We start from the raw sequence: 22,489 nt of genomic DNA on the forward strand, positions 1-22,489 counted from the left end.
GCTTGCTTTAAAACAATTAATAGTTGCTTGATCAAACGTCTGCAAGATGGACAATCATCCTTCCTGCAGGCGCCTTCACAAGATACCTGCGCATACTTTCAAAGATCGAGGGAAGTGGCCTCAGCGCCGTTCCCGTGTGCTGCGAAGTTTCCTTCGTAGCGAGCCGCCCATTATGCCAGACTTTTTCAGTCCGTCAACACCTTCGTTCGATCATCTCGTTCGGCGGTGGTGGGCGCCCTGTTGTCGCTGAAGCCCCTTGGTGGCGACCCCTGCGACGGGGGAGGAGAAGTATGTCCCTATTCCCATCGTTTGTGAAGGGGGTGTGGCGATTTTTTTCACCGGATGTTGCATCCGTTCATCCGTCGCGCTGCGGGAGGACCGCCCGAAGAGCAGCCAAGCGTGGGCTTGGCTCTACAAGAGCATAAGGAAGGGCCGGCTGCGCCGGCCCTTCCTTTGTCTCAGGCAGCGACCAGGCGTACGCGGGCGAAGGTGCGCTTGCCGACCTGCAACAGGCCTTCGAAGCCCGGCTGCAGCACCTGCTGGCCGTCTTCGACCACCTCGCCGTCCACCTTGACCGCGCGCTCCTTGAGCTTGCGGTTGGCTTCGGAGTTGCTCGGGGTCAGGCCGGCCGCGGTCAGCAGCGCAGCAATACGCAGGCCTTCGACCGGGATCGCCACGTCCTGCAGCGGCAGCTGGGTGATATCGCCCTGCCCGGTCACCGCCGCTTCCCAGCCGGCGATCGCCTGCTCGGCCGCTGCGGCGTCGTGGAAGCGGGTCGCCAGTTCACGCGCCAGGCGCAGCTTGACCACGCGCGGGTTCAGGCCGCCATTGGCCACCTGCTCGCGCAGCTGCACGGCTTCGGCCTGGCTGATGTCGAAGGACAGCAGCTCGATCCAGCGCCACATCAGGGTGTCGTCCACCTTCATGGTCTTGGTGACGATGTCGATGGCCGGTTCGCTGATGCCAATGTAGTTGCCCAGCGACTTGGACATCTTGTTGACGCCGTCCAGGCCCTCCAGCAGCGGCATGGTCAGCACCACCTGCGGCTTCTGGCCGTGGTGCTCCTGCAGACCACGGCCCATCAGCAGGTTGAACTTCTGGTCGGTACCGCCCAGCTCCACGTCGGCCTCCAGGGCCACGGAGTCGTAGCCCTGCACCAGCGGGTACAGGAACTCATGGATGGCGATGGACTGCTGGGCGGCGTAGCGCTTGGCGAAGTCGTCGCGCTCGAGCATGCGTGCCACGGTGTGCTGGCCGGCCAGGCGGATCATGTCGGCCGCGCCCATCTTGCCGAACCACTCCGAGTTGAAGCGGACTTCGGTACGGCTGCGGTCCAGCACCTTGAACACCTGCTCCTCATAGGTACGGGCGTTGGCCAGCACGTCCTCGCGGCTGAGCGGCTTGCGGGTGAGGCTCTTGCCGGACGGGTCGCCGATCATGCCGGTGAAGTCGCCGATCAGGAAAATGACCTGGTGGCCGAGGTCCTGGAACTGGCGCATCTTGTTCAGCAGCACCGTGTGGCCCAGGTGCAGGTCGGGCGCGGTGGGGTCGAAGCCGGCCTTGATCCGCAGCGGGCGGCCCTCCTGCAGGCGCGCACGCAGATCCTCGAGCTTGAGGATCTCGTCGGCACCACGGCCGATCTGGGCAAGGGCTTCTTCAATCGAGGACACGTGACTACTCCCGGCAACGCCGATTCTTGTGTGGGGTGTTAAAGCAAAGTTAACCCGATTGGCTTCACAAAAGCCAATGGGCACAAGGGTTTGACGCGGTTTTCTCAGGTGTCTATGGTAACCGGCGATCAGGCCCCCGCTCCCGGGCCACCAGGAAAAAACCGCCGATGCACAATTCCGAACAAGGGCGCGCACGCAAGCAGCGCTTCCAGGAACGCCTCCACGTCCTGCACGACAACGCCCTGCATCGGAAGCTCAGGCAACATCTTCCCGCAGCCTTCAACGAGCGCTGGACCCGGCGCCACTGGATGCATGCCAGCCTGTTCGCGACCATCGGCGCCCTGGTGGCGACGATCGTGCCGGGCTTCTCGCACACCATCGACGCCCCCTTTGCCGACAGCCATACCAGCCTGGCACTGCCGTTGCCGCCGCTGGCCATGGCCCGCCAGCAGCAGGTGCCCGGTGACAGCTGGCAGGTGCTGCGCGTGGAACGCGGCCAGACCCTGAGCGATCTGTTCGACAAGGCCGGTATCCCGGCGACCACCCTGCACCGGGTACTGGACCACCCGGGCGCGCGCGAGGCGCTGACCAAGCTTCGCCCGGGCGCCGAGATCGCCTTCGACATGCCGCTGTCCGGCGACCTGCGCAGCATCCGCTTCGACCGCGATGCCGACAACCGGGTGGAGCTGAGCCTGGCCGGTGACGACATCAAGGAGAAGGTGACCAAGCGCGAGACCTCCACGCGCACGGTGGTCACCAGTGGCGAGATCACCAGCTCGCTGTATGCCGCGGCCCGCCGCGCCGGGCTGTCGCCGTCGGCGATTGCGACGATGACCGACGACATCTTCAAGTACGACATCGACTTCTCGAAGGACCTGCAGCCGGGCGACCGCTTCAGCGTGGTGATGGATGAAACCTGGCGCGAAGGCGAGAAGGTGGACACCAGCAAGATTCTGGCGGCGACTTTCACCACCGGTGGCAAGACCTATTCCGGCTTCCGCTTCGACCGCAACGGCAAGTCCGAGTACTACGACATCAACGGCCGTTCGCTGAAGAAGAGCTTCATCCGCATGCCGATCCCGTTCGCGCGGCTGAGCTCGACCTTCGGTGCGCGCAAGCACCCCGTGCTGGGCAAGATGCGCATGCACAAGGGCGTGGACTACGCCGCGCGCACCGGCACCCCGATCATGGCCGCCGGCGATGCCCGCGTGCAGTTCGCCGGCGTGCAGCGCGGTTACGGCAACGTGGTGATCCTCGACCACGGCCGTGGCCACACCACCCTGTATGGGCACATGTCGCGCTTTGCGAACATCAAGACCGGCCAGCGGGTGGCCCAGGGCACGGTGATCGGTTATGTCGGCTCGACCGGCCTGGCCACCGGCCCGCACCTGCACTACGAATTCCGCGTCAACGGCGAGCACCGCAACCCGCTGACCGTGACCATGCCGCCGCCGGAGCCGCTGAAGGGCGCCGAGCTGGTCGCCTTCCGCGCGCAGACCGCGCCGGCGATGGCCCGCATCCAGGGCATGGAGAAGCTGATCTACGCCGATGCCAGCCCGGCACCGACCAGCCGCGACGAGGCCGCCCCCGAGGTGGCCAGCGCCAAGGACAAGAGCAGCACCGGCCGCAAGCGCGGCTGAGCCCCTGCGTTGACGAAGAAGGACGCGGCAGCACAAGCTTGCCGCGTCCTTTTTTTATGCCTGCCATGAATACGACTGCCGACACTGACGCCCCCCTGTACCTTGGCCTGATGTCGGGCACCAGTGCCGACGGCATCGATGCCGCGCTGGTGCAGTTTCCTGCCGGCGGAGGCTGCCGCTTCGTGCACGGCCTGACCGCCCGCTGGGAGCCGGTGCTGCGTGCACGGCTGGTGGCGCTGGGCGAAGGTGGTCCACTGGATTCGCTGGAGGAGCTGGGCGAGCTGGACGCCCGGATCGCGATCAGCTTCGCCGGGGCCGCCAACCAGCTGCTGGCCGAGGCTGGCGTGGACCGCAGCCAGGTGCGCGCGATCGGCTCGCATGGGCAGACCGTGCGTCACCGGCCGCTGGCCGACCCCGCCTTCACCGTGCAGCTGGGCGACGGCAACCGCATCGCCGAGTTGACCGGGATCACCACGGTCTCCGACTTCCGCCGACGCGACGTGGCGGCCGGGGGCCATGGTGCGCCACTGATGCCGGCCTTCCACCTGGCCATGCTGGGCACGACCGACGAAGACCGCGCCGTGCTCAATCTGGGCGGTATCGCCAACCTGACCCTGATTCCGCGCGAAGGTGCGGTACGTGGCTTCGATACCGGCCCGGCCAATGCGCTGATGGATGCCTGGTGCCAGCGCCACACCGGCCGCACCTTTGATGCCGACGGCGCGTACGCCGCCAGCGGCGCGGTGGACGAGGGCCTGCTGGCGGGCTGGCGCTCGGACCCGTGGTTCGCGCTGCCGCCGCCGAAGAGCACCGGCCGTGAGCAGTTCCACCTGGCCTGGGCCGAGGCGCACATGGCCGAGGGCCAGTACGCGGCGGCCGACGTGCAGGCAACCCTGCTGGAGCTGACCGTGGCAACGGTGGCCGACGCGCTGCTGGCGCAGCAGCCGCAGACCCGCCGCCTGCTGGTCTGTGGCGGCGGGGTACGCAACCGACAGCTGATGAAGCGCCTCGCGGCCCGGCTGCCGGACGTGCAGGTGGAATCCAGCGCCGTGCACGGGCTGGACCCGGAGTACGTGGAGGCAATGGGCTTTGCATGGCTGGCGCAGCGGACGATGGACGGGCTGGCCGGCAACCTGCCAAGCGTGACCGGAGCTAAGGGCCCGCGGATCCTGGGTGCGATCCACCTGGCGTGAGGTGGCGCCATCCACGCGTGGCGTGGATCTACCGGGCAGCCGGGCGTGGGCTCGTCTCTACAGCATTGCGGCGCGGCCGCTAATCGAAGCCCTGCCCTGCGGGCAAGGCCTGCAGGGCGGCAATGGCATCGGACAGGGCATCCACTTCCGGATCGCCGAAGCCGGAGCGGACTTCCAGTTCACTGCTGAACAGGCCCTGCTCCAGCAAGGCGGCACAGGTCTGTTCGTGGGTCCAGCCGCGGGCGACCGCGACGCGTTTGATACGTTCCAGCAGCAGCGGGTCCAGGTCCCGCAGCACAACGTCGGCCATGCTCACTTCCCCGTTCGCAAGGCACCGCCCCCTCGGCGCGTCGGGGCGATGATCCCGCAGACCGGGCGGGCAGGCAATCAGGTCGAGCCGGCGGCCTGGCGACGGCGCTGCTGCAGGATCAGCAGGGCGCAGAGGATCACCACCGGGATCGCCACCAGCGCGGTACCGACGAAGAACAGCGCGTAGCCTTCCAGCAGCGTCCGGCCCTGTGCGAGCGTCTGTACCGACCACCCCGAGAGCCCCTTGAGCGCCTTGCCGGGCATCGCGTAGAACGAGCTCAGCAGTGCGTACTGGGTGGCGGTGTATCCAATGCTGGTCAGGCTCGACATGTAGGCGATCAGCGCCGTACCGGCGAAGCCGCTGGCGAAGTTGTCGATTGCCATGGCCACGGCGAAATGGGTTGTGTCCGGGCCGGAATAGGCCAGCCAGGCAAACGCCAGGTTGGAGGCCGGCCCCAGCACAGCGCCTACCATCAGCGCCGCCAGCACCCCCCAGCGGACCGAGACCAGGCCCGCTGCGGCAATACCGACGAAGGTCGCGACCAGCCCGACCGAACCACGCACCGCGCCCACGGTGTCCTCGTCCAGGCCGAGATCGACGTAGAAGGGGTTGGCCATCGGCCCCATGACGAAGTCGGCCATGCGATAGACGCTGATGGCCACCAGGATCAGGATCGCGCCGCTGCGGTGCTCGCGGACGAAGGCGATGAACGGTCCTGCTACGGCGTCGAACAATCCGCGCGGTGTCCACAGCGAGGTCGCCTGCGCCTGCACGGCAGCCACCTCCCTGGCGGGTTCCCTGGCCATGACCACGGCCACCACGCCAAGCGCCATCAGCACGGCCATGATCTCGTACGAGACCTGCCAGCCGACACGGGCCGCGATGATCAGGATCAGCGCATCGGTGACCAGCAATGCAGTGCGGTAGCCCAGTGCCGAGGATGAGGTCAGCAGTCCAAGCTGCTCGCTGTTGTCAGCACTTTCAATGCGCCAGGCATCGATGACGATGTCCTGGGTGGCCGAAGCAAACGCCACGATCACGGCCATCACGCCGAACACGACGATGTGCTGCCAGGCGATACCCAGGAACTGGATCTGGCCCCCCTTGGGCTGGACCAGCGCCATGCCGACCAGGCCCACCACCACAACCAGCTGCGACAGCAGCATCCAGCCACGGCGGCGGCCAAAGCGGCCGAACAGAGGCACGTCGGTCTTGTCGACGATCGGTGCCCACAGGAACTTCATGGTGTAGGCCAGCCCGACCCATGACAGGAAGCCGATCGTACTCAGCTCGATGCCTTCCTTGCGCATCCAGAAGCCGAGCGTGTTGCCCACCAGATAGATCGGCAGGCCGGAACTGAAGCCGAGCAGCAGCATCGCCAGCACCTTGCGCTGGCTCAGGTTGGACAACACCTGCTGCCACGGTCGGCGCGGCTTGGCAGCCTCGGTCACAGGTCGTAGTCCACGGTGAACGGGGCGTGGTCGGAGAAGCGCTCGTCGCGGTAGATCGAGCAGCTTCGCAGGCGGTCACGCAGGCCCGGGGTGATGAACTGGTAGTCGATGCGCCAACCGACGTTGTTGGCACGGGCGGCGCCGCGGTTGCTCCACCAGGTGTAGTCCTCGCCGGTGGGGTTGAGCAGGCGGTAGGCATCGGCCCAGCCGCGGCCGGCGGTGACATCGGTGGCCTGGCCGTGGTCGGCGCAGAGGGCGTTGAGCCAGTCGCGTTCCTCCGGCAGGCAGCCGGAATTCTTCTGGTTGGACTTCCAGTTCTTGATGTCCAGCGCCGAACGCACGATGTTCCAGTCGCCGCACAGCACGTAGTCGCGGCCGCTGCGCGCCCACTCCTCCAGGATCGGCCGCAGCCATTCCATCACTTCGAACTTGAAGCCCTGGCGCAGGTCGCCCGAGCTGCCGGACGGGATATAGAAGGAGACCACGCTGAGGTTGCCGTAGCGTGCCTCGATGTAGCGGCCTTCGTCGTCGAACGGGGCCCAGCCCAGCGACGTGATGACCTGGTCCGGCTCGCGCTTGCTGTAGATCGCCACACCGCTGTAACCCTTCTTGGTAATGGCGTCGCGGTAGAAGCAGTGGTGGCCGTCCGGGCGGAACATCGGGTCGCTCAGCTGGTCTTCCTGGGCCTTGGTTTCCTGGATGCACAGGACATCGGCATCCTGGGCACGGAACCAGTCGAGGAAGCCCTTGGTCGCGGCGGAACGGATGCCATTGGCGTTGAAACTGATGATGCGCATGCGGAAGACCTACGGCGGGAAACCGGGCAAGCATACCGGTTGACTGCAGGGCTGCGCAGTCCGCCGGGTGGGCCCGCCAGCGCCTTCACACGGGGCCGGACGAGCGCGAAACGCCCAGCTGGATTAGGATTTGTGCTCCAAATGAAGATGAATCGAGTTTTGATGAGCGACCACCGCCACCGTTTCCTGCAGTTGGCCCTGACCGCCGACGCCCTTCGCTTCGGCCAGTTCACCCTCAAGTCCGGCCGGCTGAGCCCCTATTTCTTCAACGCCGGGCGCTTCGACTCCGGCTCGCTGCTGTCCCAGCTCGGCGCGTGCTATGCCGATGCCATTGATGCCAGCGGGATCAAGTACGACGTGGTGTTCGGCCCAGCCTACAAGGGCATCCCGCTGGCCACCGCGATGGCCTGCGAGCTGGCCCAGCGCGGCCGCGACCTGCCGCTGTCGTTCAACCGCAAGGAAGCCAAGGACCATGGCGAGGGTGGCCAGCTGATCGGCGCCGACATGCAGGGCAAGCGCGTGCTGATCGTCGACGACGTGATCACCGCGGGTACCGCGATCCGCGAAGCGCTGGGCATCATCCGCGCCGCCGGTGGCACCCCGGCCGGCATCGTGGTGGCGCTGGACCGCCAGGAGATCGCTTCGGAGACCGACCGCCGTTCTGCCGCGCAGTCGGTGGCCGAAGAAGCCGGTATCCCGGTGATCGCCGTGGCATCGCTGGCCGATCTGCTTGATTTCGCCTCCGGCAACCCGGAACTTGTGGGTTACCGGCAGCCGCTGGAAGCCTACCGGGCCCAGTACGGCGTTCGTTCGATCCGCTGACCGACCCAGGGGAAAGGTCATGTCCCGAGTTCCTGCTGTCCTCTTCGCCGGCCTGCTGCTGGTCGTGCCGTTCACCGTACCGGCGCAGTCGCGCGACAGCGGCAAGGCGGAAAAGAAGCTGTACTGCTGGAACGAGGGCAAGGAGCGGATCTGCAGTGATTCGCTGCCGGCCGACGCGGTCAACCATGCCCGCGAGGAATTCAATGCGAGCACGGGCCTGCGCAATGCGCAGGTCCAGCGCGCGTTGACCGACGAGGAGCGTGCCGCTGCCAGCACCGCTGCGCAGCAGCAACAGCTGGACCTGATGGCCGAGCAGACCCGCCAGCGCACCGAGCAGGCCATGTTGTCCACCTACGGCAGCGAGGCCGACCTGCGCCGGGTGTTTGCCGAGCGCCAGGAAGTGCTGGACAACAACCTGAAGACAGCCGAGTACAACGTCACCAGCCTGCGTGAGTCGCTGGTGGCGCTGCTGTCGGCGGCGGGAGACCGCGAGCTGGCCGGCGCCAAGGTGGCCGACAAGCAGGCCGAGGCGATCCGCAAGCGGCATGCGCAGCTGCAGGCGCAGCAGCGCCTGCAGGCCGGGCTGGTGCAGCAGCAGCAGGCGTTGAAGGCCGAGATCGACAGCACCCTGCAGCGCTATCGCGAGCTGAAGGGGCTGGTGCCAGCGGACGCTCCGGCGGGCTGACGGCGCTGCCTCCGCCGGGCATGGCCCGGCGCTACCCCGGGCCTGGTTACGGGTTGGCCCACGGAATTTATGCACTCTTTACGCGTCGGCCCGGTCCAGCGCGTAGTGCGTTTATGGGGGGTAGGACGACGATGGCGGCCTGAGGTGGAGGGGTTCCACCAGGACGCTATTGCAATGTCCCCCTGGCTGTCGTTGTTGTGTGGCGTGCTGGTGCTGGTTGCCGCCGCCTATCTCCTTTATGTCGTGCTGCGGCCCGAGTCGTTCTGAGCGGAGCCGGCCATGACTGAGATGCTTGTGATTATTGCCGCCAGCCTGCTGCTGGCGTGGCCGCTGGGCCTGTACCTGGCGCGCGTGATGCGCGGCACGCCGATGAAGGTCGACGTGCTGTTCCACTGGATCGAGAAGCCGCTGTACAAGGTGCTTGGCGTCGATCCATCGCGCGCCATGTCCTGGCGCGGCTATGTGCTGGCCTTCGTGCTGAGCAACGTGGTGGTCGCGGTGCTGACCCAGGCGGTGTTCATGACCCAGGCCTGGTTGCCGTTGAACCCGGACCAGATCCCGAACATGCGCTGGGACACCGCGCTGCACACGATGATCTCGTTCCTGACCAACACCAACCAGCAGCACTATTCGGGCCAGGCGCAGCTGTCCTACTTCTCGCAGATGACCGGCATCACCGGCCTGCAGGTGGTGACGCCGATGATGGGCCTGGCGCTGGCGGTGGCGACGCTGCGCGCGTTGTTCTCGCGTGCGCCGCAGGCTGCGGCGACCACCAGGGCCGGCGATGACCGCCAGGTGGCGGTGGGCAACTACTACGTGGACGTGGTGCGCCTGTGCGTGCGCTTCCTGCTGCCGCTGTGCCTGGTGTGGACGCTGGTGCTGACCAGTCAGGGCGTGCCGTCGACGATGGCCGGTGGGCCACAGGCCACGCCGATCGATGCCCGCGCTGGCATGGCCGAACAGAAACTGCCGTTGGGACCGGTGGCGGCGATGGTCGCGGCCAAGCAGCTGGGCGCCAACGGCGGCGGCTGGTATGGCCCGAACAGCAGCTTCCCGCTGGAGAACCCGACCCCGCTGTCGAACGCGCTGGAGATCGTCGGCATCCTGCTGGTGCCGATGGCGGTGATCTTCATGATCGGCGCGTTCACCGGCCGGCGCCGCTTCGGCGCCCTGGTGTTCAGCTGCATGCTGGGCATGTCGCTGCTGTCCACCGGCGCGATGATGTGGAGCGAAGGGCATAGCGCCAGCGCCGCCACCCCGCTGCTGATGGAAGGCAAGGAAGTGCGCTTCGGCGCCGATGGCACTGCGCTGTGGGCGGCGGTGACCACCCAGGTCTCCAACGGCTCGGTCAACGGCATGCACGATTCGCTGGCGCCGCTCAGTGGCGGCATCGCGATGGTCAACATGCTGGTCAGCGCGATCTGGGGCGGCATCGGTTGTGGCCTGCAGCAGTTCATCGTGTACCTGCTGCTGGGTGTGTTCCTGGCCGGGTTGATGACCGGGCGCACGCCGGAACTGTTCGGCCGCAAGCTGGAGACGCCACAGGTGCGCCTGCTGGCCCTGCTCGTGCTGCTGCAGCCGATCACCCTGCTGGTGTTCACCGCGATCACCCTGGCCGTGCCCGGCCTGGCGGGCACCTCCAATCCCGGCTTCCATGGCATCAGCCAAGTGTTCTACGAGTATGTCTCGGCCTATGCCAACAACGGTTCGGGCTTCGAAGGGCTGGGAGACGCCACGCTGTGGTGGAACCTGAGCTGCTCGCTGGTGCTGCTGCTGGGCCGCTTCCCGCTGCTGATCATCCCGCTGGTGGTGGCCGCACAGCTGGCTGCCAAGCGCCAGGCGCCGGAGTCTGCCGGCAGCCTGCAGATCGAAACGCCGACCTTCGCCCTGACCCTGGTCTCGGTGATCGTCATCCTGACCGTGCTGCAGTTCATGCCGGCGCTGGTACTCGGCCCGATCGCCGACCACCTGAGCCTGGGACTGCACTGAGGACACCGCAATGAGTACCCATGCAAGTTCAACCCGTAGTTCCCTCGCACCGCGCCCTGCCCTGCTGGATGGCGCAGGCCTGCGCCGCGCACTGGTCGAGGCAGTGCGCAAGCTGTCGCCGATGCATCTGGTGCGCAGCCCGGTGATGGCGGTGGTGATGGCCGGCACGATCGTGGCCGCGATCGTCACCCTGACCGGCAATGCGCCGCTGGGCTTTGGCCTGGCGGTGACCGCGATCCTGCTGGTGACCGTGCTGTTCGGCAATTTTGCCGAAGCCGTGGCCGAAGCACGTGGCCGTGGCCAGGCCGCATCGCTGCGCCGCGCCCGCCAGGACCTGGTGGCGCGCCGCCTGGCCGCACCGCAGCCGGGTGCCGCGGAAACCCAGCTGCCAGCCGCCGAGCTGCGCCCGGGCGACCATGTGATCGTCAGTGCCGGTGAGCTGGTACCGGCCGATGGCGAGATCGTGCAGGGCCTGGCCACCATCAACGAAGCAGCGGTGACCGGCGAATCGGCACCGGTGCTGCGCGAGGCCGGTACCGACCGTTCCGGTGTGATCGGCGGAACCAAGGTGCTGTCCGACCAGATCATCGTGCGGGTGACCGCCGAGCCGGGCCACAGCTTCCTGGACCGGATGATCTCGCTGGTGGAAGGCGCCAACCGGCAGAAGACGCCGAACGAGATCGCACTGACCCTGCTGCTGGCGGCGATGACGCTGACCTTCCTGGTGGTGGTGGCGACGCTGCCGGCCATTGGCGCAGCGGTAGGCGTGCAGGTTGACCCGCTGCTGCTGATCGCGCTTCTGGTCTGCCTGATCCCGACCACCATCGGCGGCCTGCTGCCGGCCATCGGCATCGCCGGCATGAACCGCGCGTTGGCCGCCAACGTGCTGGCCAAGTCGGGCAAGGCGGTGGAAGTCGCGGGAGACGTGGACGTGCTGCTGCTGGACAAGACCGGCACCATCACCTACGGCGACCGCCAGGCCAGCCACTTCCATCCGTTGGCCGGTATCGATGCCAGCCAGCTGCGTGAAGCGGCGCTGTTGTCCTCGCTGGCCGACCCGACCCCGGAAGGCAAGTCGATCGTGCGCCTGGCGCGCGAACAGGGCTGCGCCACCGCCGAACCGGACCACGCCGAGTACCTGGCGTTCAGTGCGCAGACCCGCATGTCCGGCGTGGATCTTGAACATGGGCGGCAGATCCGCAAGGGTGCCGCCGATGCGATCCGTGCCCACGTACAGGCGCTGGGCGGCAATGTACCGGCTGAACTGGCCGGCCGCGTCGAGCAGGTCGCACGCAACGGTGCCACCCCGCTGGTGGTGGCCGAGGGCCGCCACGTGCTGGGCGTGATCGAACTGTCGGACGTGGTCAAGCACGGCATGCGCGAGAAGTTCGCGCAGCTGCGGGCGATGGGCATCCGCACGGTGATGATCACCGGCGACAACCCGCTGACCGCCGCCGCGATCGCTGCCGAAGCCGGTGTCGACGACTACATCGCCGAGGCGCGACCGGAAGACAAGCTGGCGCGCATCCGCCAGGAGCAGGCCGGTGGCCGCCTGGTGGCGATGGTCGGTGACGGTACCAACGACGCCCCGGCACTGGCCCAGGCCGACATCGGCCTGGCGATGAACTCCGGTACGCAGGCGGCGAAGGAGGCCGGCAACATGGTCGACCTCGATTCGGACCCGGCCAAGCTGCTGGCAGTGGTGGAAGTAGGCAAGCAGCAGCTGATCACCCGCGGCGCGCTGACCACCTTCTCGCTGGCAAACGACGTCTCCAAGTACTTCGCGATCCTGCCGGCGCTGTTCGCCGCGGCCGTTCCGACCATGGCCGCCTTGAACGTGATGCAGCTGTCGAGCCCGCGCAATGCGGTGCTGGCGGCGCTGATCTTCAACGCCCTGGTGATTCCCGCCCTGATCCCGCTCGCCCTGCGTGGCGTGCGCTTCCGCCCGGCCACCGCCACCGCGCTGCTGCGCCGGAACATGCTGGTGTACGGCCTCGGCGGCGTGCTGCTGCCATTCGCAGCGATCAAGGCGATCGACCTCCTTCTTGTCCTGGTATTCGGCGCATGAACCGTTCTGCTTCCACCTCCACCTCCCTGTCCCGCGAACCGAAGGCCGAGGCCCGGGTGGCCAGCCTGCAGGACGGCGCCAGCTGGCGCCCGGCGATCGGCCTGGGCCTGGCCACCCTGCTGCTGGCCGGTGCGGTCTACGCCGGTATCGCCACCGGTTTCGCCGGCCTGGCCTACCCGACCCAGGCCGAGGGCAGCCTGCTGCGCGATGGCAGCGGCCAGGTGCGCGGCTCGGCGTGGCTGTCGCAGCCGTTCACCGGTGATGGCTACTTCCAGGCACGGCCATCGGCGGCCAACTACGACCCGATGGCGGCAGCCGGTTCCAACATGGCGCGCAGCAACCCGGCGCTGGCCGAGCGCGTCGCCGCCAGCACCGCGGCGGTGGCCGCGCGCGAAGGCGTTGCCCCGGCGCAGGTTCCTGCGGACCTGGTCACCCAGTCCGCCGGCGGCCTGGATCCTCAGCTATCGCCGGCTGCAGCGCAGCTGCAGGTGGCACGCGTGGCGCGTGCCCGTGGCCTGCCGGTGGAACGCGTGCAGGCACTGGTGCAGGCGCACACCGAAGGCCGCCAGTGGGGCCTGTTCGGCCAGCCGCGGGTGAACGTGGTGACGCTGAACTTCGCGCTGGACCACGCGGCCAAGGCACCGTGATGCCGCCCTGCACCGGCTGCGCGCACAATGGCACCCATGACTGATGCGCGTACCCGCCAGGCCGATGCCCTGGTCGAAGGCCTGCAACGCGAAGCCGGCGGCAAGCTGACCGTGTTCCTCGGCGCGGCGCCGGGCGTGGGCAAGACCTACGCCATGCTGACCCGCGCGCAGGAACAGCTGCGTCGCGGCGTCGACCTGGTGGTCGGGTTGGTGGAAACCCATGGCCGTGCCGATACCCAGGCGCTGCTGGAGGGGCTGCCACAGCTGCCGCTGAAGGACGTGGCCTACCACGGCCATGCCCTGCAGGAGATGGACCTGGATGCCGTGCTCGCACGGCATCCGGCGCTGGTGCTGGTGGACGAACTGGCCCATCGCAATGCACCCGGCAGCCGCCACGAGCGGCGCTGGCAGGATGTGATGGAGCTGCTGGACGCCGGCATCGACGTCTGGACCACGGTCAACATCCAGCATCTGGAAAGCCTCAATGACGTGGTGATGCGCATCACCGGCGTACGCGTGAGCGAGACCGTGCCGGATGGGGTGCTCGACCGCCTGCACGACATCGTGCTGGTCGACCTGCCGCCGCGCGAGCTGATCGCGCGCCTGCAGCAGGGCAAGGTCTATGTGCCCGAACAGGCCGCGCAGGCGCTGCAGGCGTTCTTCTCGCCGGCAAACCTCACCGCGTTGCGCGAGCTGGCCATGCAGGAGGCCGCCGACCGCGTCGACAGCAGCCTGCGTGAAGCGCGCGCCGCGCGCGGCGAGAGCAACCTGCCACTGCGTCGTGGCGTGCTGGTGGCCATTGATGGCGGCGGTCAGAGCGAATACCTGGTGCGGGTGGCGCGGCGCATCGCCGAACGCCGCGATGCGCCGTGGACGGTGGTGACCGTGCAGGGCCGACGCCAGGACGAGGCGACCCGGCGCGAGATCGATGCGGCCTTCGCATTGGCACGGCGCCTCGGCGGCGACGCCGAACTGCTGCACGGATCAAGCATCGCCGATGCCCTGCTCGACCATGCGGCGCACAACGGCGTGTCGACCCTGGTGCTCGGCCGGACCCGCGAACGTCCACTGGCGCGGATGTTCAACCGCACCCTGACCCAGCAGCTGATCCAGCGCGGCGCGCATTACGAGATCACCATCATCAGCACCCCGCAGGCACGTGCGCGTTCGCGCCGCGAGGGCCTGCTGCCGCCGATGCGCGGCATCAGCTACGAACCGGTGCAGGCGCTGATCGCCACCGCGCTGGCCTGTGCGGTGGCATGGCTGGCCGAACGCTGGGTCGGCATGGCCGACCTGTCGATGGTGTTCATCGTGGCGGTGGTGCTGGTGGCCGCACGCACGCGCGCCAGCGTGGCGGTGATGGCGGCGATTCTGTGCTTCCTCGCCTACAACTTCCTGTTCATCGCGCCGCGCTTCACCTTCGCCATCGGCGCGCGCCAGGGCGTGATCACCGTGTTCCTGTTCCTGGCCGCCGCGCTGGTGGCCGGACGCCTGGCCTCGCGCCTGCGCATGCAGGTGATCGCGCTGCGTGCGGCGAATCGACATGCGCGTGCGCGCCAGCAGCTGGGACGGCAGCTGGCCAGCGCGGCCGGCAACGGCGAGGTGGCGCAGGCGGGTCGGCATGCACTGGAACAGGCCATGGACGTTCCAGCGTGGCTACGGATCGGCGCCGATACCGCAACCGGTGGCCGCAGCCAGCCGGGCGATACCGACCTGGCCGCCGCCGATTGGGCACTGCGCCACGGCCAGCCCAGCGGGCGCTTCACCGACACCCTGGCCGGTGCGCAATGGTGGTTCCTGCCGCTGCTGGATGGCGAAGACCGCGCCATCGGCGTGGCGGGCCTTTACCTGCCCGGCGCACAGGCGCGCCTGCTGCCCGAGCAGCGGCAGCTGGCCGAGGCGATGGTCGATGACATCGCCCAGGCCGCGCTGCGCACGCGGCTGGTGGCCGAACTGGAGCAGGCCCACGTCAGCAACGAGACCGAGCGGCTGCGCTCGGCCCTGCTCTCTTCGGTGTCCCACGACCTGCGCTCGCCGCTGGCGGCGATGATCGGTTCGGCCGACAGCCTGGCCAGCTACGGTGCGGCGATGGATACGGCTGATCGCCGTGCCCTGCTCGACACCATCCTGGTCGAAGGCGAGCGGCTGGACCGCTACATCCAGAACCTGCTGGACATGACCCGGCTCGGCCACGAAGGGTTGAAGATCAACCGCGACTGGATCGGCGTGGACGAGCTGATCGGCTCGGCGGCGCGGCGCCTGCAGCGCTACCAGCCCAAGGTGCGGCTGGAGCTGGATATTCCGGCCACGCTCGCGCCGATCTGGGTACACCCGGCGCTGGTTGAACAGGCGGTGTTCAACGTGATGGAAAACGCGGCCAAGTTCTCGCCACCCGATGCCGCCGTGCAGGTGCAGGCGCGCGAACTGGACGGACAGCTGCGCATCGATGTGATCGATGCCGGCCCCGGCATTCCCGATGACGAGCGCGCGCGCATCTTCGACATGTTCTACAGCGTCGAGCGCGGCGACCGTGGCCGCCACGGCACCGGCCTGGGCCTGACCATCTGCCAGGGCATGGTCGGTGCGCATGGCGGCAGCGTGCAGGCGCTGCCCGGACGCGACGGTCGCGGTACCCTGATCCGCATCACCCTGCCCCTGCTCAAGCCAGCCTCCCACGATGAGCCCGACTCCGATTGACGCCAGCGCGCCGGCCCCGCGCGTGCTGGTGATCGATGATGAAACCCAGATCCGCCGGTTCCTGGACATCAGCCTGCGCGCGCAGGGCTACCAGGTGCGGCAGGCGGCCACCGGCCAGGAAGGCCTGCAGCTGGCGGCCAGCGAGGACATGGACCTGGTGATCCTGGACATCGGCCTGCCGGACATGGAAGGCCATGAGGTGCTGGAGCAACTGCGGCAGTGGAGCCAGGTGCCGGTGATCATGCTGACCGTGCGTGCGGGTGAAGCCGAAAAGGTGCGCGCACTGGATACCGGCGCCAATGACTACGTGACCAAGCCGTTCGGCACCCAGGAGCTGATGGCGCGGGTGCGGGCGCTGCTGCGCACGCGCAGCGTGCCCAGCGACGGCACGCCACCGGTGTTCGACGATGGCCATCTGCATGTGGATCTCGTACGCCGCGAAGTGGCGCTGGATGGCGAGCCGGTGGCGCTGACCCGCAAGGAGTACGCGCTGCTGTCGCTGCTGCTGCGCAATGCCGGGCGGGTGGTGACCCAGCCGCAGATCCTCCAGGAAATCTGGGGCCCGACCCACCAGCACGACACCCATTACCTGCGCATTCTGGTCGGCAAGCTGCGGCACAAGCTGGGCGATTCAGCGCTGGATTCACGCTACCTGTTCACCGAGCCGGGCGTGGGCTTGCGGTTCAAGGGGTAGTGCCGGCCGCTGGCCGGCAACTGCAGGGTGTGTGAGGTTCATGGGCTTGCCGGCCAGCGGCCGGCACTACCCATTCTGCTGCAGCTTCCAAAGGGGTCAGAACCCCAGCGGGGTGTCGCCCAGCACCGGCTGCAGCTGGCTGCGGAACAACGCCTGGATGCGTTCCAGTGCCGCCTCGTCGTTGCCCTCGAAGCGCAGCACCAGCACCGGCGTAGTATTGGAAGCACGCACCAGGCCCCAGCCATCGGGGAAGTCCACGCGCAGGCCGTCGATGGTCGACAGGCGGCCGCCCACATACGGGTTGTCCGGCGACTGTGCCGCCGCCACCAGCATCGCCACCAGCGCATGCGGCGTGCCTTCGGCCACCGGCACCTTCAGTTCCGGCGTGGCCACCATCTCCGGCAGCTCGGCCAGCACCTCGTCCGGGGTTTCCTCGCGCTGCGCCAGGATCTCCAGCAGTCGTGCGGCGGCATACAGGCCATCGTCGAAACCGAACCAGCGCTCCTTGAAGAAGAAGTGGCCGCTCATCTCGCCGGCCAGCTCGGCATCGGTCTCGCGCATCTTCGCCTTCATCAGCGAGTGCCCGGTCTTCCACATCAACGGGCTGCCACCATTGCGCAGCACGTGGTCGGACAGCTTGCCGGTGCACTTCACGTCGTAGATCACCATCGCGCCGGGGTTGCGCATCAGCACGTCGGCGGCGAACAGCATCAGCAGGCGGTCGGCATAGATGATCCTGCCTTCGCCGGTGACCACGCCCAACCGGTCTCCGTCGCCATCGAAGGCGACGCCGAGGTCGGCGCCGAAGCGCTTGACCGTCTGCACCAGGTCTTCCAGGTTGGCCGGCTCGCTCGGGTCGGGATGATGGTTGGGGAAGGTACCGTCGACATCGCAGTACAGCGGGATGACTTCGGCGCCGATGGCTTCCAGCAGCTGTGGTGCAAGCGCACCGGCAACGCCGTTGCCGGCATCGGCCACGACCTTCAACGGGCGGTCCAGCTGCACGTCGTCGGCGATGCGCTGGATGTAGTCGGCACTGACATCGCGCTGCTGGTAATCGCCCGGCTCGGCCGCCTGCGCCAGGCGCCCCTCGACGATGCGCTGGTAGAGATCGGTGATGGCATCGCCTGACAGCGTCTCGCCGCCGATGACCACCTTGAAGCCGTTGTACTCGGGCGGGTTATGACTGCCGGTGACCGCCACGCAGGTGCCAGTGCGCAGGTGGAAGGCGGCGTAATAGACGACCGGCGTCGGTGCCAGGCCGATGTCGATCACCGCGCAACCGGTGCGACGCAGGCCCTCGGCCAATCCCGCAGCCAGTTCCGGGCCGGACAGGCGGCCATCACGGCCGATCACCACCTCGCGCAGGCCCTGTTCCAGCGCCACGGTACCGATGGCCTGGCCGATCAGCGCGGCGGTCTTCGGCGTCAGTTCGCTGCCGACCACGCCACGGATGTCGTAGGCGCGGAAGATGCCGGCGGCCAGTTCCCCGGCAGGGACCGGTGGCGGCGGCGGCGCAGTGTCCGCGGCGCTGGCGGCGGCCACCGGTGGCGGCGCCATCTGCAGGCTCTCGCTCAGGGTCGGGCCATGATCCGCTTCCGCCACGGCCGCACGGCGCGGCAACGGCAGCGACTTCGGCAGCCGGCCGCGACCCACCACCAGCAGCACGGCGATGAACGCCAGCAGCAGCGCGACGATGGCACTGGCCAGCGAACCCAGGCCCAGTGGACCCGCTTCGACATTCGGTACGGCGGCCACCAGCCGCAACGGCGTGCCCGGAACCGGGCGCGCCAGCGCTTCGGCGCTCTCGGCCAGGCCGGCGTCGCCCTGGGCAACGAGGTCATGCGTGCCTTGGCGCAGGCCGAGGAAACCGGTAGACGGGGCGCTCACCTGGTCCAGCGGCGAGGTCAGCCGCAGCAATGGCTGGCGCACGTAGAGCACTGCCGGGCCAAGGCTGCCCAGCTGCACCGGAGCCGCCAGACCCAGGCGATTGCCACCTGCATCGCGCACCACGCGCAGGCCAGGCTTGCCCTCGGCCAGCGCTTGTTCCAGCAGGGCCAGGCGTGCGTAGCCGAAGGTGGCCGGGGCGGCATAGGCCGTGGCCAGATCGGCGGTCAGCACGTCAGCCTGCTCCACGCCGGTCCAGCTCTCGCGCACGGCCAGCGCCGCTGCCGCGGCGTCACCGGCCTGGAGTGCCTGCTGCACGCGTTCATTCTTCAACTGCTGCTGCAGCTGCTTCAGCTGGCCGGCTGCGGCCTCCTGCAAGCCCTGCACGGCCTGGTCACGCGCTTCTTCCAGCGCCTGGCCATTGGCCTCCTGCCGCCATTGCTGCACTGCGCTCCATCCGAACCAGCCGGCCAGCAGGACCAGTAGCCCCCCCAGTAGTGGCGCACTGCGTCCCAACGACCGTTCCCGCTGCCCTTCCCCGATGCCGCTCATCGATGTCCCCCGTCAACGCACCCCGGTATGGCCGAATCCACCCGTTCCCCGCACGCTGTCGGTGAAAGTATCCACCACCTGCAGGCTGACGCGGGCAATCGGCACGACCACCAGCTGCGCGATGCGATCGCCCGGCTCGATGGTGAAGGCCTCGCGGCCACGGTTCCAGACGCTGATCAGCAACGGGCCCTGGTAATCGGCGTCGATCAGGCCGGTGCCGTTGCCGAGCACGATGCCGTGGCGGTGGCCCAGCCCGGAACGCGGCAGGATCACCGCGCACAGGTGCGGATCAGCGATATGGATGGCCAGGCCGCTGGGCACCAGCGCGGTGTCGCCCGGCTGCAGGGTCAGCGCGGTATCCAGTGCCGCGCGCAGGTCCATGCCGGCGCTGGCTTCGGTGGCGTAGGCGGGCAGCGGCCAGCTGTCGCCGAAACGCGGATCAAGCAGCTTGACCTGCAGCGGTTGGGAAGTGAAAGCCTGGGTCATGCCTGGAGTCTCCGCGCGATCAGCGCCAGCAGTTGTTCGGCCAGCTCGCGCTTGGAGGTGGCCGGGAATACCTGTTCACCGTCCTGCCAGAAGGCCGTGGCGGCGTTGTTGTCACTCTCGAATCCACCACCGCTGATGCCGACCTGGTTGGCGATCACCAGGTCCAGGCGCTTGTCGACCAGCTTGCCACGCGCATATTTCTCCACGTCGTGGGTCTCGGCGGCGAAGCCGACCACCAGCTTCAGCGACTGCGTCTGTGCAGCGACTTCGGCGAGGATGTCCGGCGTGCGCACCAGCTCGATCACCAGCGACTGGCTGTCGGCGGTCTTCTTCAGCTTCTGCGGCGCGACCTGGCGTGGCGTGTAGTCGGACACCGCGGCGGCACCGATATAGATGTCGGCCGGCAACGACTTCAGCACGGCATCGCGCATCTGCGCGGCCGAGCGCACGTCCACGCGCTGCACGCCGGCTGGCGTCGGCAGCTGTACCGGACCGCTGACCAGCACCACCTGGGCGCCCATCGTCGCGGCGGCCGCGGCCAGGGCAAAGCCCATCTTGCCGCTGCTGCGGTTGCCGACGTAGCGCACCGGATCGATGTCTTCATAGGTCGGGCCAGCGCTGATCAGCAGGCGAAGGCCCTGCAGCGCGCGGGTTTCCGGTGCGACAACCGCCGCTGCAGCACTGCCATTGGCAGCCAGCGCGGCAACGATGTCGCCCGGTTCGGCCAGACGGCCGGGACCGGATTCGCCTTCGGCCAGCGGACCGTCGACCGGGCCGATCACCTGAGCGCCGCGCTGGCGCAGCAGGGCGATGTTGGCCTGGGTGGCCGGATGCAGCCACATGCGGTGGTTCATCGCCGGGCAGATCGTCAGCGGCGCGGTACTGGCCAGGCACAGGGTGCTGACCAGATCATCGGCGTGGCCCTGGGCCAGCCGGGCCAGCAGATCGGCGGTACCCGGGGCGACCACGATGCGGTCGGCCCAGCGGGCCAGCTCGATGTGGCCCATGGCCTGTTCGGCGGCGCTGTCCCACAGCGTGGTGCGGGTGGGCTGCCCGGACAGGGCCTGGAAACTGAGCGGAGTGACGAACTGCTGTGCTCCGGCGGTCATCGCCACCTGCACCTGGGCACCGGCGTCGCGCAGGCGCCGCACCAGTTCCAGGGCCTTGTAGGCCGCGATCCCGCCTCCGACGCACAACAGCAGTTTCTGACCTTCCAGCGCGCGGGCCGGCGCGGGGGAAGCGTTGGGGGAGTCAGCCACCTGGAATTCCTGTGCAAACGAGGGCGCTAGCTTACCCGATGGTCGGTAATGTCCCGGTGCAGGGTGCACATAGCGGGCGGCTATCAGCAGATGGAGTCCGTCTCCGTTGACCCGGGATTCACCCGGTACCAGTTTCGGACCTTTCCTATACCTCTACGGGTCTGCGCTTTTGCAGAATCAGGCATTGGCTGCCGCCCGCCGTGGCCTGTTCGACCTTCGAGGAGCCGCGTGCATCCGCGCATCATCATCGCCGACGACCATCCCGTGGTCCTGCATGGCATCCGTATCGTGCTGCAGACCTACCTGATGGACATCGTCGGCAGTGCGCGCGACGGCGCCCAGCTGCTGGAGCTGGTGGATCACCACGACTGCGATGCGGTGCTGACCGACCTGTCGATGCCGGGCGCCGGTCCGGACGGTCCGGCGCTGATCGACGCGCTGCGCATGCGCCGCCCTGGCCTGCCGGTGGTGGTGCTGACCGGCGCCCGCCATCCCGGCCTGCTGGACAGCCTGCTGCGGGAGGGTATCAGTGGCCTGGTCGACAAGTGCGCCGATTTCGCCGAACTGCCCCAGGCGCTGAACGCCGCGCTGGCCGGGCAGGTATTCGTCTCCCAACAGCTGCGCCACCACCTGCAGGCGCGCGACCTGCTGTTTCCACGTCAGCCGGCGCCGTTGTCGGCACGCGAACAGGAAGTGCTGGAGCTGCTGGCAGCCGGCCTCAGCGTGAACGAAGTCGCCGAGCGCTGCGGGCGCAGCCCGAAGACCATCAGCCGGCAGAAGGCCGAAGCCAAGCGCAAGCTGGGCCTGCAGAACAACCAGGAACTGTTCGACTACCTGCAGACCCGGCGCGGCTGAGGCAACCTCCGACCCCAGTCCGCGGCATGCCCCGATGGGAGCCACCGCAAGGTCTGGCGATGATGGGGCCATGCCCATCCATGACTGGCCCGAACAGGAACGCCCCCGCGAGAAGCTGATCGCGCGCGGGCCCACGACACTTTCCGACGCCGAACTGCTGGCCCTGTTTCTCGGCTCCGGGTTCGGTGGCCGCGATGCCGTGCAGACCGCGCGCGACCTGCTGCAGGCGCACGGCCCGTTGAGGGTACTGCTTGACCGCCCCGCCGCCGAGCTCGCCCGCCTGCCCGGGCTCGGCCCGGCACGCAGTTGCACGCTTGCTGCCGGGCTGGAACTGGCCCATCGCTACCTGGCGGCCGAGCTGGAGCACGGCGAGGCGGTTGGCAACAATCCGGCGGCGGTCGGCCGCTACCTGCAGCACCGGCTGCGTGGCCAGGCCCGCGAGGTCTTCATGGCCCTGTTCCTGGACAACCGCCACCGCCTGATCGCCTGTGAAGAGCTGTTCCACGGCACCATCAACGCCGCACCGGTCTACCCCCGCGAAGTGGTGCGGCGCGCCCTGCTGCACAACGCGGCGGCGGTGATCCTCAGCCACAACCACCCTTCGGGCGATCCGGAACCCTCCAGCGCCGATACCCGCATCACCGACGAACTGCAGCAGGCGCTGGCGATGGTGGACGTGCGCCTGCTGGACCACTTCGTGGTGGGCGAGGGCCGTCCCGTTTCATTTGCTGAACGGGGCCTGCTATCCCCGCCCCAGCCGCGGCTGTTCGGCTGAGGCGGCCCTTCA

19 protein-coding genes are annotated in these 22,489 nt (G+C 68.2%); 12 read left to right on the top strand and 7 right to left on the bottom strand.

What is annotated here, in order from left to right:
• Nucleotides 1–458: 458 nt before the first annotated feature.
• On the bottom strand, nt 459–1,670 hold the full coding sequence (gene tyrS, locus AC5P5X_RS15340; RefSeq protein ID WP_005407778.1) for a tyrosine--tRNA ligase: 1,212 nt from the start codon (nt 1,668–1,670) through the stop codon (nt 459–461).
• A 167-nt stretch (nt 1,671–1,837) separates the two neighbouring features.
• Between tyrS and AC5P5X_RS15345 the strand changes: the two genes are divergently transcribed.
• Both AC5P5X_RS15345 and AC5P5X_RS15350 read left to right on the top strand, forming a co-directional pair.
• Entirely contained in the window at nt 1,838–3,310 is a 1,473-nt protein-coding gene (locus AC5P5X_RS15345; protein WP_005407777.1) for a M23 family metallopeptidase, read from the top strand.
• 65 nt (nt 3,311–3,375) lie between these two features.
• Nucleotides 3,376–4,503, top strand: a complete 1,128-nt coding sequence (locus tag AC5P5X_RS15350) for an anhydro-N-acetylmuramic acid kinase (RefSeq protein WP_088436400.1) — start codon at nt 3,376–3,378, stop codon at nt 4,501–4,503.
• A gap of 79 nt (nt 4,504–4,582) precedes the next feature.
• Here the strand turns inward: AC5P5X_RS15350 and AC5P5X_RS15355 are convergent, their stop codons facing one another.
• The 3 genes from AC5P5X_RS15355 to AC5P5X_RS15365 form a co-directional block, all read right to left on the bottom strand.
• A complete protein-coding gene (locus tag AC5P5X_RS15355; RefSeq protein ID WP_005407775.1) occupies nt 4,583–4,813 on the bottom strand; it encodes a hypothetical protein in 231 nt (76 codons plus the stop codon).
• Between the two features lie 77 nt (nt 4,814–4,890).
• Nucleotides 4,891–6,264, bottom strand: a complete 1,374-nt coding sequence (locus AC5P5X_RS15360; protein WP_005412009.1) for an AmpG family muropeptide MFS transporter — start codon at nt 6,262–6,264, stop codon at nt 4,891–4,893.
• Nucleotides 6,261–7,061 (bottom strand): exodeoxyribonuclease III, encoded by an 801-nt coding sequence (locus tag AC5P5X_RS15365; RefSeq protein ID WP_005407773.1) that lies wholly within the window; start codon nt 7,059–7,061, stop codon nt 6,261–6,263. Before AC5P5X_RS15365 ends, AC5P5X_RS15360 begins: the two co-directional genes overlap by 4 nt.
• 162 nt (nt 7,062–7,223) lie before the next feature.
• Here AC5P5X_RS15365 and pyrE point away from each other — a divergent pair, with 162 nt between their 5' ends.
• The 8 genes from pyrE to AC5P5X_RS15405 all read left to right on the top strand — a co-directional run bounded on the left by pyrE (nt 7,224) and on the right by AC5P5X_RS15405 (nt 16,663).
• Entirely contained in the window at nt 7,224–7,883 is a 660-nt protein-coding gene (gene pyrE, locus AC5P5X_RS15370; RefSeq protein ID WP_005407772.1) for an orotate phosphoribosyltransferase, read from the top strand.
• 19 nt (nt 7,884–7,902) lie between these two features.
• Nucleotides 7,903–8,568 carry a hypothetical protein gene (locus AC5P5X_RS15375; RefSeq protein ID WP_005407771.1) on the top strand — a complete coding sequence of 222 codons (666 nt, stop codon included), beginning with the start codon at nt 7,903–7,905 and terminating at the stop codon, nt 8,566–8,568.
• Nucleotides 8,569–8,742: 174 nt separating this feature from the next.
• Entirely contained in the window at nt 8,743–8,835 is a 93-nt protein-coding gene (locus tag AC5P5X_RS15380) for a potassium-transporting ATPase subunit F (RefSeq protein WP_005407770.1), read from the top strand.
• A 12-nt stretch (nt 8,836–8,847) separates the two neighbouring features.
• Nucleotides 8,848–10,557, top strand: coding sequence for a potassium-transporting ATPase subunit KdpA (kdpA, locus tag AC5P5X_RS15385; protein WP_111189592.1), 1,710 nt, complete (start codon nt 8,848–8,850; stop codon nt 10,555–10,557).
• A gap of 10 nt (nt 10,558–10,567) precedes the next feature.
• Nucleotides 10,568–12,625, top strand: coding sequence for a potassium-transporting ATPase subunit KdpB (kdpB, locus tag AC5P5X_RS15390; protein WP_495216010.1), 2,058 nt, complete (start codon nt 10,568–10,570; stop codon nt 12,623–12,625).
• A complete protein-coding gene (kdpC, locus tag AC5P5X_RS15395) occupies nt 12,622–13,272 on the top strand; it encodes a potassium-transporting ATPase subunit KdpC (RefSeq protein WP_005412003.1) in 651 nt (216 codons plus the stop codon). The genes kdpB and kdpC overlap by 4 nt, the downstream gene beginning before the upstream one ends.
• A gap of 36 nt (nt 13,273–13,308) precedes the next feature.
• Nucleotides 13,309–15,969, top strand: coding sequence for an ATP-binding protein (locus AC5P5X_RS15400; protein WP_012478919.1), 2,661 nt, complete (start codon nt 13,309–13,311; stop codon nt 15,967–15,969).
• On the top strand, nt 15,950–16,663 hold the full coding sequence (locus AC5P5X_RS15405; RefSeq protein WP_005412001.1) for a response regulator transcription factor: 714 nt from the start codon (nt 15,950–15,952) through the stop codon (nt 16,661–16,663). Before AC5P5X_RS15400 ends, AC5P5X_RS15405 begins: the two co-directional genes overlap by 20 nt.
• 96 nt (nt 16,664–16,759) lie before the next feature.
• Here AC5P5X_RS15405 and AC5P5X_RS15410 read toward each other — a convergent pair whose 3' ends face one another.
• The 3 genes from AC5P5X_RS15410 to coaBC are packed head-to-tail and all read right to left on the bottom strand — an operon-like array spanning nt 16,760 to nt 20,847.
• Nucleotides 16,760–19,102 (bottom strand): phosphomannomutase/phosphoglucomutase, encoded by a 2,343-nt coding sequence (locus tag AC5P5X_RS15410; protein ID WP_032966360.1) that lies wholly within the window; start codon nt 19,100–19,102, stop codon nt 16,760–16,762.
• A 12-nt stretch (nt 19,103–19,114) separates the two neighbouring features.
• Nucleotides 19,115–19,588, bottom strand: coding sequence for a dUTP diphosphatase (gene dut, locus AC5P5X_RS15415; RefSeq protein WP_005411999.1), 474 nt, complete (start codon nt 19,586–19,588; stop codon nt 19,115–19,117).
• The gene (gene coaBC, locus AC5P5X_RS15420; protein ID WP_005411998.1) at nt 19,585–20,847 is read right to left on the bottom strand and encodes a bifunctional phosphopantothenoylcysteine decarboxylase/phosphopantothenate--cysteine ligase CoaBC; all 1,263 of its coding nucleotides are present in this window, start codon (nt 20,845–20,847) and stop codon (nt 19,585–19,587) included. The genes dut and coaBC overlap by 4 nt, the downstream gene beginning before the upstream one ends.
• Before the next feature lie 228 nt (nt 20,848–21,075).
• Here coaBC and AC5P5X_RS15425 point away from each other — a divergent pair, with 228 nt between their 5' ends.
• Nucleotides 21,076–21,702 (top strand): response regulator, encoded by a 627-nt coding sequence (locus AC5P5X_RS15425; protein WP_005411997.1) that lies wholly within the window; start codon nt 21,076–21,078, stop codon nt 21,700–21,702.
• Nucleotides 21,703–21,772: 70 nt separating this feature from the next.
• Nucleotides 21,773–22,477 (top strand): RadC family protein, encoded by a 705-nt coding sequence (gene radC, locus AC5P5X_RS15430; protein ID WP_005411996.1) that lies wholly within the window; start codon nt 21,773–21,775, stop codon nt 22,475–22,477.
• The last annotated feature ends 12 nt before the right edge of the window (nt 22,478–22,489 follow it).

It is taken from the genome of Stenotrophomonas sp. YJH_SMC_91 (assembly GCF_059368495.1).

Coding starts and splice junctions, on each gene's coding strand:
- AC5P5X_RS15345 (WP_005407777.1), top strand. CDS start 1,838: ATGCACAATTCCGAACAAGGGCGCGCACGCAAGCAGCGCTTCCAGGAA.
- AC5P5X_RS15350 (WP_088436400.1), top strand. CDS start 3,376: ATGAATACGACTGCCGACACTGACGCCCCCCTGTACCTTGGCCTGATG.
- AC5P5X_RS15355 (WP_005407775.1), bottom strand. CDS start 4,813: ATGGCCGACGTTGTGCTGCGGGACCTGGACCCGCTGCTGCTGGAACGT.
- AC5P5X_RS15365 (WP_005407773.1), bottom strand. CDS start 7,061: ATGCGCATCATCAGTTTCAACGCCAATGGCATCCGTTCCGCCGCGACC.
- pyrE (WP_005407772.1), top strand. CDS start 7,224: ATGAGCGACCACCGCCACCGTTTCCTGCAGTTGGCCCTGACCGCCGAC.
- AC5P5X_RS15375 (WP_005407771.1), top strand. CDS start 7,903: ATGTCCCGAGTTCCTGCTGTCCTCTTCGCCGGCCTGCTGCTGGTCGTG.
- AC5P5X_RS15380 (WP_005407770.1), top strand. CDS start 8,743: ATGTCCCCCTGGCTGTCGTTGTTGTGTGGCGTGCTGGTGCTGGTTGCC.
- kdpA (WP_111189592.1), top strand. CDS start 8,848: ATGACTGAGATGCTTGTGATTATTGCCGCCAGCCTGCTGCTGGCGTGG.
- kdpB (WP_495216010.1), top strand. CDS start 10,568: ATGAGTACCCATGCAAGTTCAACCCGTAGTTCCCTCGCACCGCGCCCT.
- kdpC (WP_005412003.1), top strand. CDS start 12,622: ATGAACCGTTCTGCTTCCACCTCCACCTCCCTGTCCCGCGAACCGAAG.
- AC5P5X_RS15400 (WP_012478919.1), top strand. CDS start 13,309: ATGACTGATGCGCGTACCCGCCAGGCCGATGCCCTGGTCGAAGGCCTG.
- AC5P5X_RS15405 (WP_005412001.1), top strand. CDS start 15,950: ATGAGCCCGACTCCGATTGACGCCAGCGCGCCGGCCCCGCGCGTGCTG.
- AC5P5X_RS15410 (WP_032966360.1), bottom strand. CDS start 19,102: ATGAGCGGCATCGGGGAAGGGCAGCGGGAACGGTCGTTGGGACGCAGT.
- dut (WP_005411999.1), bottom strand. CDS start 19,588: ATGACCCAGGCTTTCACTTCCCAACCGCTGCAGGTCAAGCTGCTTGAT.
- radC (WP_005411996.1), top strand. CDS start 21,773: ATGCCCATCCATGACTGGCCCGAACAGGAACGCCCCCGCGAGAAGCTG.